Genomic DNA, 18982 nt, shown 5'->3' with positions numbered 1-18982 from the left:
GGAAGGGGCGGCGGGGGCGGGGGCGGGCCAAACCCGCACACCCACCCCTACGCGAGCAGCACCAACAGCCCGAACCCGACCCCCAGCACGATCCCCACAGCCCCGCAGATGATCCCGGCGAGCGCCTGCCCGGCATTCGTGGCCTCACCCCGCGACACCTTCGCCCGCCCCACGGCCCCGAAGATCACCGCCAGCACACCCCCCACGATGGCGACGGGCCACAGACAGAACACGGCCGCCGAGACGATCCCGAGCACCAGCCCGGCCGTCCCCAGCCCGTTGCTGGGCAACGGCGCCGCACCCCACCCGTAGTACCCCTGCTGCGCCCCGGCCCCGTACGCACCCTGGCCGGCGGCCTGTCCGGGATACCCGTAACCCCCGGGACCCCCGGGATAGCCGTAGGGCACCTGCCCGGGCCCGTCGGGCGCGACGGGCGGCGGCGGAACGGCATCCTCCGGCGCGGCGAACGGATTGGCGGGGAACGGGCGGCCGGGGAACGGGTCGGCGGCGGACCCCGCGGCGCCGTACGGCGGCGGCGCGAAGGCCCCGCCGTACCCGGGCCCGGAGGTTTGCGGCGGAGCGACGGGCGTGGCCCAGGGCGAGTACGGAGCCGGAGCCGGCGGAACGCCGCCGGGCGCGGGCGCCGACGCGGAGCCGGGCGGGACCTGCGGCGCGCCCCCGTCGCCCATGGCCGGCAGGGAGGTGACCGTCTGCTGGTCGTGCACGGACGGCGCGGGCCAGGTCAGCGCCTCCCCGGACGCCATCGTGGAACCGGGCCCCGGACCCGGCGTCCCCTCCCCCGTCCCCGCCCGGGGATCGGCCCGCCCCGGGGACTCCCCGCCGGCTGCCGGCTGCTGCGCGTCGTCGGACATGCCCGGGCCCCCTCTGTCGACCGTCCCGTCATGCTACGGCCCGTCCCCGGTCCCCGCGGCCCCGGCCTACGATGATCCCGAGTCACCGATCAGCCGATCACCCGCGTCCCGCCGGCGTACGTCCCGGCCGGGACGCCGTTCCCGGGGAGGAACCCTTGACCGAGCACCTCGTCGAGCCACGTGTCCCGCGCGACCTGCGCGCCTTCATCGCCGGGCTGCCCAAGGCCGAACTGCACGTGCACCATGTCGGCTCCGCCTCCCCCCGGATCGTCGCGGAGCTGGCCGCCCGCCACCCCGACTCCGAGGTCCCCACCGACCCCGAGGCCCTGGCCGACTACTTCACGTTCACGGACTTCGCCCACTTCATCCAGGTGTACCTGTCCGTCGTGGAGCTGATCCGCACCCCGGACGACGTGCGGCTGCTGACGTACGAGGTGGCCCGCGAGCTGGCCCGCCAGCAGGTGCGGTACGCCGAGCTGACCGTCACGCCGTACTCGTCCGTCCGGCGCGGCATCGACGAGCGGGCGTTCATGGCGGCCATCGAGGACGCGCGCAAGGCGGCCGAGGCCGAGTTCGGGACCGTGCTGCGCTGGTGCTTCGACATTCCCGGCGAGGCCGGTCTGGAGTCGGCGGAGGTGACGACGCGGCTCGCCACGGACGACCGGCTGCGCCCGGAGGGCCTGGTGTCGTTCGGGCTCGGCGGGCCGGAGATCGGCGTCCCCCGGCCGCAGTTCAAGCCGTACTTCGACCGCGCCGTCGCCGCCGGGCTGCACTCGGTGCCGCACGCGGGTGAGACCACGGGCCCGGAGACCGTGTGGGACGCGCTGACGCATCTGCGGGCGGAGCGCATCGGGCACGGCACCAGTTCCGCGCGGGACCCGAAGCTGCTCGCGCACCTCGCCGAGCACCGCGTCGCGCTGGAGGTCTGCCCGACCTCGAACATCGCCACGCGCGCGGTCCGCACGCTGGACGAGCACCCGATCAAGGAGTTCGCGCGGGCCGGCGTGCTCGTCACGATCAACTCCGACGACCCGCCGATGTTCGGCACCGACCTGAACAACGAGTACGCGGTCGCCGCCCGCCTGCTCGACCTGGACGAGCGGGGCCTGGCCGACCTGGCGAAGAACGCGGTCGAGGCGTCCTTCCTCGACGAGCCGGGCAAGGCGCGGCTGGCGGCCGAGATCGACACGTACACGGCCGCCTGGCTCGCCCCCTGATCCCGCGCACACCGAGGAACGCCATGCGGAACGTGACGGCGGTGGCCCACCGCGGGGACCCCTACCGCCTCCGGGAGAACACGATCCCCTCGCTGCGGTCCGCGCTCGACCGGGGCGCGGACGCGGTGGAGATCGACGTACGGCTCACCCGGGACGGCGTGCCCGTGCTGCTGCACGACGACACGCTGAAGCGGCTGTGGGAGCACGACCGGCCACTGCTGTCGCTGTCGGCGGACGAGGTGCGCGGCCTGACCGGCGGCCGCGTGCCGACGCTGGCGGACGCGCTGGCGGCGACCGACGGGCACCGGGTGATGCTGGACCTGCCCGGCGCCCCGGACGTGCGGGCGGCCCGCCGGGTCGTGGACGCCGTACGGCAGTGCGGTGCGGCGGACCGCGTCTACTACTGCGCGGGCGCCCGGGCGATGCTCGCGGTGCGCGCGGCCGACCCGGCGGCCGAGATCGCCCTGACGTGGACGACGCTGGCGCCGCCGCGTCCCGCGGTGCTGGCGACGGTGCGCCCGCGGTGGCTCAACTACCGCTTCAGCCTGCTGAACGGGGACCTCGTGCGGCGTGTCCACCGCGACGGCTACCTGCTCTCCGCCTGGACACCGGACACCCGCCGCTCGATGCGCCGCCTGCTGGACCTGGGCGTGGACTCGATCACGACCAACCGCATCGACACGCTCCACGCCCTGCGCACCGCCCACCCGGCGGCGTGAGCGCGGCGGCCGGCCGGTCGTCCCCGTAGGGGGAGTCACCCACAACTCCCTTGCGGCCGGGGTCCGTTCGTCTCGGGGGCAGCCCGGGGGCGGCACCCTCCCGGCCGACGATCCGGGCGGGGCCGTGCGGCCGGAGGATGATCGCGTCCCTTCGCCGATCACCCGTGGAGCACCCCATGCCTGCCCGTCCGACCGCCGTCGCCACCGCGACCTGTCCCGCACGGTCGTGTACTCCGTCAACTCGACCGACGCGCGCGGGGACGGTCTCGCCGTCGCCGCACGCTTCGCCTTCCCGGCGTTCAACCGCTGACGGCGACTGCCGTCGCGGGCACGGCGGTCAGCGCCTCCAGTCGCTTGATGCGCCGGCGGACCACGTACAGCGGGATCACCCCGAAGACGCCGAACGCCATGTCGATCACGCTCCACCAGAAGGGGATCCCCCGGATCGGTCCGCAGATCAGGGCCAGCGGGACGATGCCGGCGCAGGCGATCATGCCGAACTCGACGACCCAGATGTTGCGGACGGGGTCGCGGTAGGGCCCGTAGAAGGCGACGGCGATGACCAGGTGCGCGAAGGCGAGCCAGTCGGTGCCGTAGAGGAGGAAGGGGTATTCGGCGTCGGCGGCGTCGAGTCCCTGCCGGACGCGGGTGATCCAGTCCGCCAGTCCGGGCAGGTGCTCCGGCGCGGACGTCGCGTTCACCAGGCTCTCGGCCCAGCGCAGTTCATGGACGAGCGGAAACGCGGTGGCGCCGCTGAGCACCAGGCAGACGACGAAGACGGCCAGCCAGGCGCGGATGCCCTTGAGCAGGGCGGCTCTGTCGCTCATGGGAGTAGCGTACGCCTGAGTTGAACACGTTCAAAAACCACCCCCGGCAGCGGCCGGACACGACAGGGCCCGGGCGGGTGCACACCCGCCCGGGCCCCGCGTGCGCCGCTTCGCCGGCGCCCGCTTACCGCCGGAGGACTTACGCGTCCAGCGACGTCATCACGTGCTTCACGCGCGTGTAGTCCTCGAAGCCGTACGCCGACAGGTCCTTGCCGTAGCCGGACTTCTTGAAGCCGCCGTGCGGCATCTCGGCGACCAGCGGGATGTGGGTGTTGATCCACACGCAGCCGAAGTCGAGCTTCTTCGACATCCGCATCGCGCGGCCGTGGTCCTTGGTCCACACGGAGGAGGCGAGGGCGTACTCGACGCCGTTCGCGTACTCCACGGCCTGGTCCTCGTCCGTGAAGGACTGGACGGTGATGACGGGGCCGAAGACCTCCTTCTGGATGATCTCGTCGTCCTGCTTCAGGCCGGAGACGACGGTCGGCGCGTAGAAGTAGCCCTTGTCGCCGACGCGCCGGCCGCCCGCCTCGACCTTGGCGTGCGCGGGCAGGCGGTTGATGAAGCCCTCGACCTGCGCGAGCTGGTTCGGGTTGTTCAGCGGACCGAACAGGACGTCCTCGTCGTCCGGCATGCCGGTCTTGGTCTCGGACGCGGCCTTGGCGAGCGCGGACACGAACTCGTCGTGGACCGACTCGTGGACCAGCACGCGCGTGGCCGCCGTGCAGTCCTGCCCGGCGTTGAAGAAGCCGGCCACGGAGATGTCCTCGACGGCCTTGGAGAGGTCGCTGTCCTCGAAGACGACGACCGGGGCCTTGCCGCCCAGCTCCAGGTGGACGCGCTTGAGGTCCTTCGACGCGGACTCGGCGACCTGCATGCCGGCGCGCACGGAGCCGGTGATGGACGCCATCGCCGGGGTCGGGTGCTCGACCATCGCGCGGCCGGTCTCGCGGTCGCCGCAGATGACGTTGAAGACGCCCTTGGGCACGATCGAGCCGATGATCTCGGCCATCAGGACCGTGGAGGCGGGGGTGGTGTCCGACGGCTTCAGCACGACCGTGTTGCCCGCGGCGAGCGCCGGCGCGAACTTCCACACGGCCATCATCATCGGGTAGTTCCACGGGGCGACCTGCGCGCAGACGCCGACCGGCTCGCGGCGGACGATGGAGGTCAGGCCCTCCATGTACTCGCCGGCCGAGCGGCCCTCCAGCATCCGCGCCGCGCCCGCGAAGAAGCGGATCTGGTCCACCATCGGCGGGATCTCCTCGGAGCGGGTCAGCCCGGTGGGCTTGCCCGTGTTCTCCACCTCGGCCGCGATGAGCTCCTCGGCCCGCTCCTCGAACGCGTCGGCGATCTTCAGCAGGGCCTTCTGACGCTCGGCCGGGGTGGTGTCGCGCCAGCCCGGGAAGGCCGCGGCGGCGGCCGCCATGGCGGCGTCCACGTCCGGCTGACCGGACAGCGGAGCGGTCGCGTACGCCTCGCCGGTCGCGGGGTTGACCACCTCGGTGGTCCGTCCGTCGGCGGCGTCACGGAACTCACCGTTGATGTAGTTGCGCAGACGTCGCAGCTCGGTGCTCACTGCAGGCCCTCCTGGTGTTCCTGGTGGGGGTTCAAGGTGTCCAACCTCTGAGACACCCACCCTAATCCGTCCCCCGACGTTTTCAACACCCCCGACGGACCCGATCCTGCGAAATCCGCAAGCCACACGTCCGTAAACAACGAATTTCATCGATCAGGGCTTGCAAAACTGACGAGACGTCGTGCAGAGTGACGTCGTGGCCAGTCGAAGCGCAGACCAGAGGGACTCCAGCCAGTCCCGGAACGGCGGATCCCCGTTGGACGCCGTCTCCCTCGCCATCATCGAGCAGCTCCAGGAGGACGGCCGCCGGCCGTACGCAGCGATCGGCAAGGCCGTCGGCCTGTCCGAGGCGGCCGTGCGCCAGCGCGTCCAGAAGCTGCTCGACCAGGGCGTGATGCAGATCGTCGCCGTCACCGACCCGCTGACCGTCGGCTTCCGCCGGCAGGCGATGGTCGGGGTCAACGTGGAGGGCGACGTGGAGTCCGTGGCCGACGCGCTGACCGCCATGTCGGAATGCGAGTACGTGGTGATGACCGCGGGCTCCTTCGACCTGATGGTGGAGATCGTCTGCGAGGACGACGACCACCTTCTGGAGGTCATCAACAGACGCATCCGGGCCGTGCCCGGAGTGCGCTCCACCGAGAGCTTCGTCTACCTCAAGCTCAAGAAGCAGACCTACATGTGGGGAACCCGATAACCGTGAGCACCGACAGCCCCAAGGACCTCAGCAAGTCCGCGTACGACCACCTGTGGATGCACTTCACCCGCATGTCCTCGTACGAGAACGCCCCCGTCCCCACCATCGTCCGGGGCGAGGGCACGCACATCTACGACGACAAGGGCAAGCGCTACCTCGACGGTCTCGCCGGTCTGTTCGTGGTCCAGGCCGGACACGGCCGCGTCGAGCTCGCCGAGACCGCCTTCAAGCAGGCCCAGGAGCTGGCGTTCTTCCCGGTGTGGTCCTACGCCCACCCGCAGGCCGTGGAGCTGGCCGAGCGCCTCGCCCACCACGCGCCCGGCGACCTGAACAAGGTCTTCTTCACCACCGGCGGCGGCGAGGCCGTCGAGACCGCCTGGAAGCTCGCCAAGCAGTACTTCAAGCTGACCGGCAAGCCCACCAAGTACAAGGTGATCTCCCGTGCGGTCGCCTACCACGGCACCCCGCAGGGCGCCCTGTCCATCACCGGTCTGCCGGCGCTGAAGGCCCCCTTCGAGCCGCTGGTGCCCGGCGCGCACAAGGTCCCGAACACCAACTTCTACCGCGCCCCGATCCACGGCGACGACCCGGAGGCCTTCGGCCGCTGGGCCGCCGACCAGATCGAGCAGCAGATCCTCTTCGAGGGCCCGGACACGGTCGCCGCGGTCTTCCTGGAGCCCGTGCAGAACGCGGGCGGCTGCTTCCCGCCCCCGCCCGGCTACTTCCAGCGGGTGCGCGAGATCTGCGACCAGTACGACGTGCTGCTCGTCTCGGACGAGGTCATCTGCGCCTTCGGCCGCCTCGGCACGATGTTCGCCTGCGACAAGTTCGGCTACGTCCCGGACATGATCACCTGCGCCAAGGGCATGACCTCGGGCTACTCCCCGATCGGCGCGTGCATCATCTCCGACCGCCTCGCCGAGCCGTTCTACAAGGGCGACAACACCTTCCTGCACGGCTACACCTTCGGCGGCCACCCGGTCTCGGCCGCGGTCGGCAACGCCAACCTCGACCTGTTCGAGCGCGAGGGCATCAACCAGCACGTCCTCGACAACGAGGGCGCGTTCCGCGCGACGCTGGAGAAGCTGCACGACCTGCCGATCGTCGGCGACGTCCGCGGCAACGGCTTCTTCTACGGCATCGAGCTGGTGAAGGACAAGAACACCAAGGAGTCCTTCGACGCCGACGAGACCGAGCGCGTCCTGTACGGCTTCCTGTCGAAGAAGCTGTTCGAGAACGGCCTGTACTGCCGTGCCGACGACCGCGGCGACCCGGTCGTCCAGCTCGCCCCGCCGCTGATCTCCAACCAGGAGACCTTCGACGAGATCGAGCAGATCCTGCGCGCGACCCTGTCGGAGGCGTGGACGAAGCTCTGACGCCCGGCGGTTCAGCCGGTTGTCCGGCCCGGGGCGCACCCGTACGAGTGAGAAGGGTGCACCCCGGGCCACGTGCTGTCCGGCCACACCGGCCCGGCTGCCTAGCGTGCCCTGTAACCGATCGGCCCTGCCCTCGTTCCCCCGCAAGGGGGATTTCGCGAACCGCGCACGGCATTTCTGATCTGAACGAGGTGTACGCCCATGGTGGCCCCGCCGGACAACGACGTGCTCTGGGCACGCGCCCTGCACCTGACGCACCACGACGGCTCGCCCGCGCTGCAAGGAGTCTCACTCGGCGTGCGGGAGGGCGAGATCCTCGCCGTCAGCGGCCCGCGCGGCAGCGGCAAGACGACCCTCCTGCGCTGCCTGTCGGGGCAGCTGGCCGCCGGACGCGGCGAGGTCTGGTTCAACAGCGTGCCCGTGCACACCATGACCCCGCTGCACCGCGAGCGGCTGCGCCGCGACCGGTTCGGCTGGATCGACCCGGCGCCGGTGCTCGTCCCGGAGCTGAACGTCTGGGAGAACACCGCCCTGCCGCTGATGCTGCGCGGCGTCGGCAGGCGGCGCGCCAAGACGGCCGCCCTGGAGTGGCTGGAGCGCCTCGACGTGGGCGACGTGACCCGCAAACGGCCGCACGAACTGCGCCAGACGCAGCGGCAGCGGGTGTGCATCGCCCGGGCGCTGGCGCCCGCGCCGACCGTGCTGTTCGCCGACGAGCCGACCGCGCCCCTGCACCGCGCCGACCGCGCGCACGTGCTGCGCACGCTCACCACGGCGGCCCGCTCGCACGGCATCACCGTGGTCCTCGCCACCCACGACCCGGACACCGCCGCGCTCGCCGACCGCACGGTGTCGCTGCTGGACGGGCGGCGGGTGAAGACCGTGCACCTGCCGCCGGTGCCCGAGTCGGAAGGCCGGGCCGCGTGCTCGCTCTCCGTCTGACCCGTGGTTCCCGCCCGGCCGTCCAGCTGCGCCGCCTGCTGGTCGCGGCGGCGTCGGCGGGCACCGGGTTCCTGCTGCTGTGCACCCTCGGCTACGCGATGAGCCACCCGCCGGGCGACGCCGCCCTCCGGCTGGCCTGGTGCGTGGGCCCGCTGGCCGCCACGGTGTACCTCGCGGCGGCCGTCGCCCGCACCGACCCGGGCACCCGGCCCCGGCCCGGCCTGTCGGCGCTCGGCCTCGGCCCCGCCCGCGTCATGGCGATCTCGGCGACCACGACGGCCCTGTCCTGCACGCTGGGCTCGATGGTGGCGCTGCTGTTCTTCCTCCACCTGCGCGGCGACCTCACCGGCATGCCCTTCGACGGTGCCGCCGCCGAGTTCCTCGCGGCCGACCGTCCCCTTCCGCTGCCGGCGGCCCTGACCCTGCTCTGCCTGGTCCCGGCCGCCGCGTCCGTCACGGTGGCGCTGCTGCTCCGCCCACGCGACGACAGGGCCGAGACGGTGCGCCGGGCGGCCCGCGCCTACCGGTGGCCGGCGACGTACGGCCGCTTCGGGGCGAACGGCAGCACCACGACGGCGCCCGGACCGGCGGGGGCGCGGAGGGGCGGGGCGAACGGCTCCCCGGGAACCGTCGCAGTCACCGGGACCACCGGAGCCACCGCGACGGCCGCGACCGCCGGGGCCACCGGGCCCTCCGGAACGACCCCGCTGAACGGCGACGGCCGCATCGCCGTCGTCGCAGCCCGCCCCCCGGAGGAACCTCCCGGCACGACCGCGCCCGACGGCACCGCGACCGCGCCCGCCTCCGCGCCCGGCATCCCCGGCTCCCTCCTCCCCGACTCCCGCACCGCTCCCGCCGGTCTCCCCTGGGGCGTCGCCGTCGTGGCCGCCGGGCTCGCCGTCGAGGCGTACGGGAGTCGCACGCCCGACGGGGGCGCGCTCGACCTGCCCGGCGGGCTCGGGGGCGGCCCCGTCGGTGTGCTGGCCGGCCTGGTGCTGACGGCCACGGGGCTCGCGCTGGCCGGTCCCGGCCTCACCCACCTGTGCGGACGGCTGCTCCAGGCGGTCCGGCCGGGCGCGCTGCGGCTCCTGGCCGGCCGGGTCCTGATGGCGGAGGCGACCCGCATCGGCCGCCCCCTGGGCATCGTGTGCGCCGTCCTCGCCGCGATGTACGCGTCGACGGCGCTGCACGACGCCCGCGGCCCCGCCGCCGGCCCGCTCACCACCCTGGGCGCGCTCCTCGTGACCGGCTGCACGGTGGCCACGCTGCTGATCGCCGCCGTCGAGACCAGACACGCCCGCGCCGACACCACGGAGGCACTGCTCCGCATCGGGGCGCCCGCGACGATGCTGCGCGGCGCGGCCCTGCTGCGCGCCGGCGCCGTGCTGGCCCTGTTCGGGCCGCTGACGCTGCTCGTCGCGGAGCTGGCCGCGCTGCCGCTGGCACGCTGAGGGCCGCCCGCCGGAACCTCGCGGAAACCACCGGCCGAACTTCCGCCGACAAAAGTCCCGGACCGGCGATGAGTTCCGCCGGGCGGCCCGGTCTACCCATCGAACACGACGGAACGACACCGGGAGAGACCGCACATGTACCAGCAGATGATCTTCGTGAACCTGCCCGTCAACGACCTCGACGCCTCGAAGAAGTTCTTCACGGAGCTCGGCTACACGCTCAACGCCCAGTTCAGCGACGAGAACGCGGCCTCCGTGGTGATCAGCGACACGATCGTCGCGATGCTGCTCACCAAGCCGTTCTACTCGACCTTCACCAAGAAGCAGATCGCGGACGCCACCGCGACCAGCGAGGTGCTGATCTGTCTGAGCGCCGAGAGCCGCGAGAAGGTCGACGAGCTGGTCGACAAGGCGATCGCGGCGGGCGGCACGGAGTCCGGCGAGAAGCAGGACCAGGGCTTCATGTACGGCCGCGCCTTCGACGACCTCGACGGCCACACCTGGGAGGTCATGTGGATGGACCCGGCAGCGCTGGAAGGCTGAGCCCCGCACCGGCCCGGCCGGATCCGCGTGCCTAGCATGGGCGGGTGCCTCACACACCCGCCCAGGCCTTTCACGCCGCCCACGACCGCGAGATCGAGTCGCTCGCCGAGTTCGACCAGGTCGTCACGGAGCACCGCACGCTGACCCACTACCGCGTCCAGGCCGTCGACCTGAGGGACCGTACGGACGCCCTGCTGTCCGTCGGCTGTGAGGGCGCCGTCTTCCTCGGCTGCCCGATGGGCCCCGAGGCCGCCGCCGCGGTGCGCGCCGCCGGCGCCCTGGTGTTCCCGCCCGTACCGGGCGTGCCCTTCGACCCGTACCGCGGGTTCGTCTACACCCCCGGGGAGCTGTTCGAGCACCTCGACGAGGGCTACGACGCGACACCCGACGCCCGCGCCTACGCGTGGTTGCGGCTGACGAAGGCGGACGGCGACGTCTTCGCGTCGATGCTGCGCGCCGTCCACGACGACGCCGTCTCGGACGCCCTGGACGAACTCCTCGCCGGCGCCCGCGTGGTCGGCGTCATGGGCGGTCACGCCATGGCACGCGGCACGGACGCCTACGCCGGGGCCGCCCGGCTCGGCCGCGAGCTGGCCCGCGCCGGGTTCACGGTCGCCACCGGCGGCGGACCGGGCGCCATGGAGGCGGCCAACCTCGGTGCGTACACGGCGCCGTTCGACGACGCCGCGCTGGACGAGGCGCTGCAACTCCTCGCGAAGGCACCCTCGTTCACTCCGTCCGTGACCGACTGGGCGCGCGCCGCCTTCGAGGTGCGCGAGCGGTGGCCCGGCGGCGGCACCTCGGTCGGCATCCCGACCTGGTTCTACGGCCACGAGCCGCCGAACGCCTTCGCCTCGCACATCGCCAAGTACTTCGCCAACGCCACCCGCGAGGACGGCCTGCTGGCCCGCAGCACCGCGGGCGTGGTGTTCCTGCCGGGCGCCGCCGGCACCGTACAGGAGGTGTTCGACAACGCGACGCCGAACTACTACGAGTCGCGGGGCGAGCCGACGCCGATGGTGCTGGTGGACCGGGCGCACTGGACGGAGCGGCTCCCGGCCTGGCCGCTGCTCCAATCGCTCGCGCGGGGCCGGTCGATGGAGTCGCGGATCGCGCTGGTCGACCGGATCGAGGAGGCGCCCGGGGCGTTGAAACGTCTGGGCGGTTAATGAGACGGCAAAGCCAACCAGCTTGGCCTGCATATGCGTTGACACTGCTTATGCGGCGCTTATAGACCTGTGAGCCTCATGGGTGTGGTGGTGTCACATCACCCGCCCCTCAGCCCCCCGCATTTGCGTATCCCGTGAAGGACAAACGTGACAGTCCTGTCCATATCCCGCCGTACCGTTGCACGTTCCGTGCGCGTTCTCGGTGTTGTCTCCGCTTCGGCCGCACTCGCGATCGGCGCTTCGGGCAACGCGCTCGCATGCAACATCAATGAGTTCTCCGCCGCCGCCAAGTGCGAAGGCGACAAGGGCGTCATCACCGTCACCGACGTCGACCCGTCCGGTGTCCCGGCCACGGTCACCGTGTACCTGCAGAACAACGGCGCCGACATCAAGAAGGTCGGCGAGCAGGTCGTCAAGGGCTCGCGCGAGGGTGTCACCATCACCTTCGCCGAGGACTGGAAGCCGAAGGCGGAATACCGCATTCACGTCGAGGCCAAGCCGTACGTCGACGAGGACATCAAGCCGAATCTCGTCACGCCGGCCACCGCCTGCAAGACGGAGGCGCCCTCGACCCCGCCGGCCACGCCGACTCCGACGCCCTCGGAGTCCGCCTCGACCCCGCCCGAGGAGACCGGCACCCCGACCCCGTCCGCCCCGGAGAGCACCCCGCCGGCGGACACCCCGAGCAACGCTCCGTCGCCCGCAGCCGGTGACTCGAACCTCGCCGAGACCGGCGCGGACTCCAACACCGGTCTGATCGCCGGCATCGCGGCCGCCCTGGTCGTCGTCGGCGGTGGCGCGGTGTTCTTCGGCATGCGCCGCCGCGGAGCGAACAGCGACAGCTGACGCCCCCGCGACACACGGACGGCCCGCTCCCGATTCCTCCGGGGGCGGGCCGTTCACCGTTTCCGGCACGGGCCAGGGGCACGAGGGTTTCGCCGTCCCCGCCGGGGATGCGTGCCGTTGTCCGCTCCCGTCCGGGGGGGGCGAGCCGTGCGGCGCGACTACTGCTTGCGGATCTGCGCCGGTCGGGGTGCCTGGGGCGGCGTCCCGGACGGCCCGCCGTCGAGGACGACGATCTCGGCCGCGTCGAACTCCACGCCGACCTCGTCCCCGGTCTCCGGCGCCGACCGCAGCGCGCACGCGGCTTCCAGGGGCGGCGCGTTCTCCGGCCGTAGCCGTACGGCGACATGGGTGCCCCGGAAGGTGCGGGCGGCCACCGTGCAGCGCAGGCCGTCGGCGGCGGGTACCAGGCGCACCCCGGCGGGCCGCACGAGCAGCGTGCGCGGACCCTGCGGCGCGCCCGCCGGGACGGGCACCTTGCCCCACGGGGTGTCCGCGGCCTCTCCGGTGACCGCGCAGTCGGTCACGTTGTCGAAGCCGAGGAAGCGGGCGACGAACGCGTCGGCCGGCCGCTGCCACACCTCAAGGGGCGTCCCGGACTGGGCGATCCGCCCGTCCCGCATGACGACGACCCGGTCGGCGAGCGCGAACGCCTCGCCCTGGTCGTGGGTCACGGCGAGCACGGTGGTGCCCAACCGGCCGAACAGCTCCCGGAGTTCGACCACGAGCCGCTCGCGCAGCGACCGGTCGAGCTGGCCGAGCGGTTCGTCCAGCATCAGCAGCCGCGGCCGGGGCGCCAGGGCGCGGGCGAGCGCGACCCGCTGCTGCTCACCGCCGGACAGCGCGGCCACCGCCCGGTGCCCGGCGCCCGGCAGCCCGACCAGTTCCAGCAACTCGGCGACGCGGGCCCGCTGTTCGGCCCGGGCGGCGCCGTGCATGCGCAGCCCGAACGCGACGTTGCCGCCGACGTCGCGCTGCGGGAACAGCTGGTGGTCCTGGAACATCAGCCCCACCCCGCGCCGGTGCGCGGGCACCCCCGCCTGGTCGCGCCCGTCCAGCAGCACCCGCCCGGCGTGCAAGGGCTGGAGCCCGGCAACGGCGCGCAGCAGCGTGGACTTGCCACTGCCGCTGGGCCCGAGGACGCACACGATCTCGTGCTCGGCGACGTCCAGGCCGACCGCGTCGAGCACGGGCCGCCCACCGAGGCGGACGGTCGCGGCTTCCAGTCTCAGCAGCATCAGAACTCCCCCGTCCGGTCGGTCCGCAGTCGCTCCAGCACCAGCAGCGCCACCGCGCACACGACCATCAGAATCGTCGAAAGGGCCATCGCCTGGCCGTAGTTGAGGTCCCCGGGGCGGCCCAGCAGCCGCGCCACCGCCACCGGCAGCGTCGGATTGTCGGGCCGCGCGATGAACACGGTCGCCCCGAACTCGCCGAGCGACACCGCGAAGGCGAACCCGGCCGCGATCAGCAGGGCCCGCCGCACCATCGGCAGGTCCACTTCGCGCCACACCCGCCACGGCGACGCCCCGAGCACGGCGGCGGCCTCCCGCAGCCGGACGTCCACCGCGCGCAGCACGGGCAGCATGGTCCGTACGACGAAGGGGACGCCGACCAGCGCCTGGGCGAGCGGCACGAGGACCCAGGAGGCCCGCAGGTCCAGCGGCGGCTCGTCGAGCGCGATGAGGAACCCGAAGCCGACCGTCACGGCGGACACGCCGAGCGGCAGCATCAGCAGCGCGTCGAAGCCGCGCACGAACGCCCCGGCGTCCCGCCGGGTCAGCGCGGTGGCGGCGAGACCGCCGATCAGCACGGCGATGGCGGTGGCGGCGAGAGCGTACTGGAGCGAATTGCCGACGGCCTCGATCGGCGGGACGAGGAACACTCCCCCGTCCTCGTCGGTCAGCGCCCGGAAGTAGCCGAGTCCCGGCGCGTCCAGGGAGCGCCGCACCAGTACGGCCGGCGGCAGCAGAAGCAGCACGACGACGGTCGCGACGACGCCCGCCAGCAGCGCCCACTGCCCGGCGCCGCGCGGGCGGCGCGCGGTCACCGAGGCGTCGACCAGCCGCAGCGCGGTCTCCCGGCGCCGCACGGTCCAGGCGTGCAGGGCGAGGATCGCGCCGACGGCCACGAACTGGATCATCGTGAGCACGGCCGCCGTGGACAGGTCGAAGATCTCCGACGTCTGCCGGTAGATCTCGACCTCCAGCGTCGAGAAGGTGGGCCCGCCGAGGATCTGGACCACGCCGAACGAGGTGAAGGTGAACAGGAAGACCATGAGGGCGGCGGCGGCCACGGCGGGCGCGAGCGCGGGCAGGGTGACCTGGCGCCAGGCCCGCAGCGGGGAGGCGCCGAGCATCCGCGCGGCCTCCTCCTGACGCGGGTCGAGCTGGGCCCACAGCCCGCCCACGGTGCGGACGACGACGGCGTAGTTGAAGAAGACGTGGGCGAGCAGGATCGCCCACACGGTGGTGTCCAGCCGGACACCCCACAGTTCGTCCAGGAGCCCGCCGCGGCCGACGAGCGCCAGGAACGCCGTACCGACGACGACCGTCGGCAGCACGAACGGGACCGTCACGAGCGCTCGCAGGATCTGCTTGCCCCGGAACTCGAAACGCGCGAAGACGTACGCGCCGGGCAGCGCGACCAGCAGCGTGAGCGCCGTGGAGACGAGCGCCTGCCAGGTGGTGAACCACAGGACGTGCCGCATGTCCGGCTGCGCCAGCACGTCCGTGATCCGCCCGGGGTGCCATGCCCCGCCGGACTTCAGGCCGCGCGCGACGATCGCGGCGACCGGGTAGGCGAAGAACACCGCGAAGAACGCGACGGGCACGGCCATCAGCCCGAGCCGCGCCGCGTTCCCGCGTCGCCTCGCGGCTGCTTCGGGCCTCGCGGCTACTTCAGTACGAGCGAGGTCCACGACTTGACCCACTGGTCACGGTGGGCGGCGATCTTCGCCGGCTCCAGGGTCTCCGGGTCCTCGGCCTGCGGCCCGAACTTCGTGAACTCCTCGGGCACCTCGGCGCCCTCGGTCACGGGGTAGACGAACATGTTCATCGGCATGTCGTCCTGGAACCGCTTGCTGATCAGGAAGTCGAGAAACGCCTTGCCGCCCTCCGCGTTCCGGGCGTTGTTCAGCAGCCCCGCGTACTCGACCTGCCGGAAGCAGGTGCCCTGTGCGACGCCGGTCGGCGCGGTGGAGGGCTTCGGGTCGGCGAAGACGACCTCGGCGGGCGGCGAGGACGCGTACGACACGACGAGCGGCCGGTCGCCCTTGGCCTTCTTGCCGCCGGCCGAGCCGGAGAACTCCTCGTTGTAGGCCTGCTCCCAGCCGTCGACCACCTTCACGCCGTTGGCCTTGAGCTTCTTCCAGTAGTCCGGCCACCCGTCGTCGCCGTACCTGGCGGCGGTGCCGAGCAGGAAACCCAGGCCGGGCGAGGAGGTGGAGGCGTTCTCGGTGACGAGGAGGTTCTTGTACCGCGGCTCGATCAGGTCGTCGAAGGACTCGGGCGGGGTCAGCTTGTGCTCGCTGAACCAGGCCTTGTCGTAGTTGACGCAGATGTCGCCGGTGTCGACGGGCGTGACGCGGTGCCTGCCCTCGTCGGCCCGGTACTCCGGGGCGATCCGGTCGGCGCCCTTCGGCTCGTACGGCTGGAACAGGCCGTTGTCGAGCGCGCGGGACAGCAGGGTGTTGTCGACGCCGAAGAAGACGTCGCCCTGCGGGTTGTCCTTGGTCAGGATCGCCTTGTTGACGGCGGTGCCGGCGTCGCCGTCCTTGAGGACCTTGACCTGGTAGCCGGACTCCTTCTCGAACGCGGCGATGACGCTCTTGGACGCGGCCCACGAGTCGTGGCTGACCAGCGTGACGGTCTTGGAGCCGCCGGACGACGCGGACGAGTCGTCGCCGGACGAGCCGCACGCGGCGAGCCCGCCGGCCATGCCGAGCGCGACGACGACGGCGGTCAGCCGCTTGGTGGTGGTGCTCACTGAATTCCTCCTGGGGTTGACCAGGAAGAGACGCGGCCCTGCCCGCGACCCCTGAAGGTGCGCGGGCAGGGCGCAACAGCTCGAGTGATGACCGATCTCCCTACCCAGAATGACCTGGGCGAGGTTCGGAGGGTCTGCGGCCGGTGCCGCACTCTCAGCGCTGTGGCGCTCCCCTGTCGGAATATGAAGGTGTTCTTACGCCGGTCAGGTTACCTCTCGCTCGCGGCGAGCTGACCACACGCCCCGTCGATCTCCTGTCCCCGGGTGTCCCGGATCGTCACCGGCACACCGTGCGCGGCGATCGCCTCGACGAACGCCTTCTCGTCCTCGGGCCGCGACGCGGTCCACTTGGAGCCGGGCGTCGGGTTCAGCGGGATCAGGTTGACGTGCACGGGCCTGCCCTTGAGCAGCCGCCCGAGCCGGTCGCCGCGCCACGCCTGGTCGTTGATGTCCCGGATGAGGGCGTACTCGATGGACAGCCGCCGCCCCGACTTCTCGGCGTACTCGAACCCGGCGTCGAGAACCTCGCGCACCTTCCACCGCGTGTTCACGGGGACGAGGGTGTCGCGCAGTTCGTCGTCCGGGGCGTGCAGCGAGATCGCGAGCCGGCACTTGAAGCCCTCGTCGGCGAAGCGGTGGATGGCCGGCACGAGCCCCACCGTCGAGACGGTGATCCCGCGCTGCGACAGCCCCAGCCCGTCGGGCTCGGGGTCGGTGAGCCGCCGGACGGCCCCGACGACGCGGTTGTAGTTGGCGAGGGGCTCGCCCATCCCCATGAAAACGATGTTGGACAACCGGGCGGGCCCACCGGGCACCTCCCCGTCCCTGAGCGCCCGCATCCCGTCCACGATCTGGTGGACGATCTCCGCGGTGGACAGGTTCCGGTCCAGCCCCGCCTGCCCGGTCGCGCAGAACGGGCAGTTCATCCCGCACCCCGCCTGCGAACTGATGCACATGGTGACCCGGTCCGGGTAGCGCATCAGCACCGACTCGACGAGCGTCCCGTCGAACAGCCGCCACAGCGTCTTGCGGGTGGTGCCCTGGTCGGTCGACAGGTGCCGGACGACCGTCATCAGCTCCGGAAGCAGCGCCTCCCGGAGCTTCCCGCGAGCACCGGCCGGAATGTCGGTCCACTGCTCCGGGTCGTGCGCGTACCGCGCGAAGTAGTGCTGCGAGAGCTGCTTGGCGCGAAACGGCTTCTCACCGACCGCGGCCACAGCCTCCTTGCGCTCGGCGGGCGTGAGGTCGGCGAGGTGCCGCGGCGGCTTCTTGGCTCCGCGCGGGGCGACGAAAGTGAGTTCTCCGGGCTTAGGCATGGCTGTACCAGTGTCGCAGATCGACTCGGGTGGCCCAGGCCAGAGCGGGGTGGGGGCGGTCACCTGTGGGCGTCACCTGTCACCGCCGGCCACCCTCGGACGGCCCAGGGACGGCCCGGCAGTGATCAATCCCGGCCACCCGCAAGCAGTCACTCCAGGCCTTGACCTGGACGTTGTAAACGGTGGGCTCAGCGACTGATGGGAATCTCGTAGACGATCTCGCAGAGGGCGGCGGGCACGACAATGTCAGCGGTCTCGACGGGCCGCCCCTGGTCGCTGTAGTAGGTCCGCCGGATGTGCGTGACGAGTGCGCCCTTCTGGATGCCCAGGAGCGACGCCTCCTCGCCGGTTGCCTGCCGGGGCTGAGGCTGCTCCACTGCATGGCTGACGGTGACGCCGATCTCGGCCATGCGGTTCACGACACCGGCCCCGGCGTGCGGCCCGCCCTCGGGGAGGACGACGAGCGTGCCGGCGGTGAGGTCGTACGGCTCCCAGCTGGTCGACAGCTGCACCGGCCTTCCGTCAGCGAGGAACTCGTAGGCGGTGCGGACACACAGATCGCCCTCGGCGATGCCGAGCCGCGCCGCGATCTCCGCCGGTGCCGGAACCTTGGCATCGGTCCGGCTCTCCCAGTCCCCCTGCCTGCCGACGGCCTTCATGTCCGCCCGGAACGGTGAGCCGTCCGGCTGCTCGCGGGCGGAGGAACGAACGACTCGCACCTTCTCCCGGGGCTGAGCGACATAGGTGCCGGAACCGGCCCGCCCTTCCAGCACACCCTGGGAGATCAGCAACTCTTGCGCCCGCCGCACGACGTTCTCCCCCACGCCGCATTCCTGGCCGATCTGGGCGCGGGAAGGAAGCCGGTCCCCCGGCTCCCACTCATGCTCCGCGATGCGCCGCCGGAGCTCGTCGGCGATGCGGAGATAGGGCGGCTGCTCAGGCATATGGAAAATCTAGTCCACTAGCCTTAATCTAGTTAACTAGCTTGACTCAACGTGATCACAGCTAACCGAGGGGTGCCTTGTGCCTGCTTCAGAGGAGCGCGCTGAGGCGATCGCAGCTCGGTTATCGGCCGTCGGGCTCACCACCCGCGTGGAGGAGCGCGCCGACTGCACGGCCATCGAGGCAGAGGTGCCTGAACCACTCTCCGCCGAGTCATGGCGAGAGGCCCTGGAAGCGGTCGCGGAAGCCGACCGCTTCGGGCTCCTCGCCACGAGTTCGTACGACCGCACCCTCTGGGCGGTCGTACGCAGAACGAACCCCGCGGCAGGCGATGCCCGGGGGCGAGGACATCACCGCTAGGAGCCGAACACCGTGTTAGACGTCATCTCATTTGGTGAGCCTGCGGTAGCAGATGAGGGTGCAGGCGATGCTGGTGAAGGCGAGGAAGTGGTCTGCTTTGCGTTCGTAGCGCCGGTGGAGGCGGCGGCAGCCGGCGAGCCAA

18 protein-coding genes, 1 pseudogene and 1 riboswitch are annotated in these 18982 nt (G+C 72.0%); of the genes and pseudogenes, 10 read left to right on the top strand and 9 right to left on the bottom strand.

The window, feature by feature from the left end:
* Nucleotides 1–47: 47 nt before the first annotated feature.
* On the bottom strand, nt 48–872 hold the full coding sequence (locus QC282_RS31095) for a DUF4190 domain-containing protein (RefSeq protein ID WP_279552937.1): 825 nt from the start codon (nt 870–872) through the stop codon (nt 48–50).
* 71 nt (nt 873–943) lie between these two features.
* Between QC282_RS31095 and QC282_RS31090 the strand changes: the two genes are divergently transcribed.
* Both QC282_RS31090 and QC282_RS31085 read left to right on the top strand, forming a co-directional pair.
* On the top strand, nt 944–2089 hold the full coding sequence (locus tag QC282_RS31090; protein ID WP_279552936.1) for an adenosine deaminase: 1146 nt from the start codon (nt 944–946) through the stop codon (nt 2087–2089).
* 23 nt (nt 2090–2112) lie between these two features.
* Nucleotides 2113–2808 (top strand): glycerophosphodiester phosphodiesterase, encoded by a 696-nt coding sequence (locus tag QC282_RS31085; protein WP_279552935.1) that lies wholly within the window; start codon nt 2113–2115, stop codon nt 2806–2808.
* A gap of 299 nt (nt 2809–3107) precedes the next feature.
* Here the strand turns inward: QC282_RS31085 and QC282_RS31080 are convergent, their stop codons facing one another.
* Both QC282_RS31080 and QC282_RS31075 read right to left on the bottom strand, forming a co-directional pair.
* The gene (locus QC282_RS31080; protein WP_279552934.1) at nt 3108–3635 is read right to left on the bottom strand and encodes a hypothetical protein; all 528 of its coding nucleotides are present in this window, start codon (nt 3633–3635) and stop codon (nt 3108–3110) included.
* Between the two features lie 139 nt (nt 3636–3774).
* Entirely contained in the window at nt 3775–5214 is a 1440-nt protein-coding gene (locus QC282_RS31075; protein ID WP_279552933.1) for a gamma-aminobutyraldehyde dehydrogenase, read from the bottom strand.
* 181 nt (nt 5215–5395) lie between these two features.
* Here QC282_RS31075 and QC282_RS31070 point away from each other — a divergent pair, with 181 nt between their 5' ends.
* From QC282_RS31070 to QC282_RS31040, 7 genes are all read left to right on the top strand, one after another.
* Nucleotides 5396–5911 (top strand): Lrp/AsnC family transcriptional regulator, encoded by a 516-nt coding sequence (locus QC282_RS31070; RefSeq protein WP_279552932.1) that lies wholly within the window; start codon nt 5396–5398, stop codon nt 5909–5911.
* A 2-nt stretch (nt 5912–5913) separates the two neighbouring features.
* Nucleotides 5914–7287, top strand: a complete 1374-nt coding sequence (locus QC282_RS31065) for an aspartate aminotransferase family protein (RefSeq protein ID WP_279552931.1) — start codon at nt 5914–5916, stop codon at nt 7285–7287.
* Nucleotides 7288–7488: 201 nt separating this feature from the next.
* Nucleotides 7489–8229, top strand: a complete 741-nt coding sequence (locus QC282_RS31060; protein WP_279552930.1) for an ABC transporter ATP-binding protein — start codon at nt 7489–7491, stop codon at nt 8227–8229.
* Nucleotides 8211–9680, top strand: a complete 1470-nt coding sequence (locus QC282_RS31055) for a hypothetical protein (protein ID WP_279552929.1) — start codon at nt 8211–8213, stop codon at nt 9678–9680. The genes QC282_RS31060 and QC282_RS31055 overlap by 19 nt, the downstream gene beginning before the upstream one ends.
* A 135-nt stretch (nt 9681–9815) precedes the next feature.
* Nucleotides 9816–10223: a VOC family protein gene (locus tag QC282_RS31050; protein WP_279552928.1), complete on the top strand. Its 408-nt coding sequence runs from the start codon at nt 9816–9818 to the stop codon at nt 10221–10223.
* A gap of 44 nt (nt 10224–10267) precedes the next feature.
* Nucleotides 10268–11392, top strand: a complete 1125-nt coding sequence (locus QC282_RS31045) for an LOG family protein (protein WP_279552927.1) — start codon at nt 10268–10270, stop codon at nt 11390–11392.
* Between the two features lie 189 nt (nt 11393–11581).
* Nucleotides 11582–12238, top strand: a complete 657-nt coding sequence (locus QC282_RS31040; RefSeq protein ID WP_279552926.1) for an LAETG motif-containing sortase-dependent surface protein — start codon at nt 11582–11584, stop codon at nt 12236–12238.
* A 158-nt stretch (nt 12239–12396) separates the two neighbouring features.
* Here QC282_RS31040 and QC282_RS31035 read toward each other — a convergent pair whose 3' ends face one another.
* The 5 genes from QC282_RS31035 to QC282_RS31015 all read right to left on the bottom strand — a co-directional run bounded on the left by QC282_RS31035 (nt 12397) and on the right by QC282_RS31015 (nt 18482).
* Complete coding sequence (locus QC282_RS31035) at nt 12397–13473, bottom strand: ABC transporter ATP-binding protein (RefSeq protein ID WP_279552925.1); 1077 nt, start codon at nt 13471–13473, stop codon at nt 12397–12399.
* Nucleotides 13473–15155 (bottom strand): iron ABC transporter permease, encoded by a 1683-nt coding sequence (locus QC282_RS31030; RefSeq protein ID WP_279552924.1) that lies wholly within the window; start codon nt 15153–15155, stop codon nt 13473–13475. Before QC282_RS31030 ends, QC282_RS31035 begins: the two co-directional genes overlap by 1 nt.
* Complete coding sequence (locus tag QC282_RS31025; RefSeq protein WP_279552938.1) at nt 15131–16174, bottom strand: thiamine ABC transporter substrate-binding protein; 1044 nt, start codon at nt 16172–16174, stop codon at nt 15131–15133. Before QC282_RS31025 ends, QC282_RS31030 begins: the two co-directional genes overlap by 25 nt.
* Nucleotides 16175–16301: 127 nt before the next feature.
* A riboswitch (TPP riboswitch) is annotated at nt 16302–16407 on the bottom strand.
* A 24-nt stretch (nt 16408–16431) separates the two neighbouring features.
* Complete coding sequence (gene rlmN / locus QC282_RS31020) at nt 16432–17538, bottom strand: 23S rRNA (adenine(2503)-C(2))-methyltransferase RlmN (RefSeq protein ID WP_279552923.1); 1107 nt, start codon at nt 17536–17538, stop codon at nt 16432–16434.
* Nucleotides 17539–17726: 188 nt separating this feature from the next.
* Nucleotides 17727–18482: a GntR family transcriptional regulator gene (locus QC282_RS31015; protein WP_279552922.1), complete on the bottom strand. Its 756-nt coding sequence runs from the start codon at nt 18480–18482 to the stop codon at nt 17727–17729.
* A gap of 79 nt (nt 18483–18561) precedes the next feature.
* On the opposite strand from QC282_RS31015, the gene QC282_RS31010 reads away from it, so the two are divergent.
* Nucleotides 18562–18840 carry a hypothetical protein gene (locus QC282_RS31010; RefSeq protein WP_279552921.1) on the top strand — a complete coding sequence of 93 codons (279 nt, stop codon included), beginning with the start codon at nt 18562–18564 and terminating at the stop codon, nt 18838–18840.
* 27 nt (nt 18841–18867) lie between these two features.
* On the opposite strand, the pseudogene QC282_RS31005 reads toward QC282_RS31010, so the two are convergent.
* Nucleotides 18868–18982, bottom strand: a pseudogene (locus tag QC282_RS31005) (IS5/IS1182 family transposase); the annotation flags it as partial.

This window comes from Streptomyces sp. DH24, from assembly GCF_029813775.1.
Classification (GTDB): domain Bacteria; phylum Actinomycetota; class Actinomycetes; order Streptomycetales; family Streptomycetaceae; genus Streptomyces.
The sequence above is the reverse complement of the archived record's forward strand: the minus strand, read 5'-3'. Positions and strand labels throughout refer to the sequence as shown.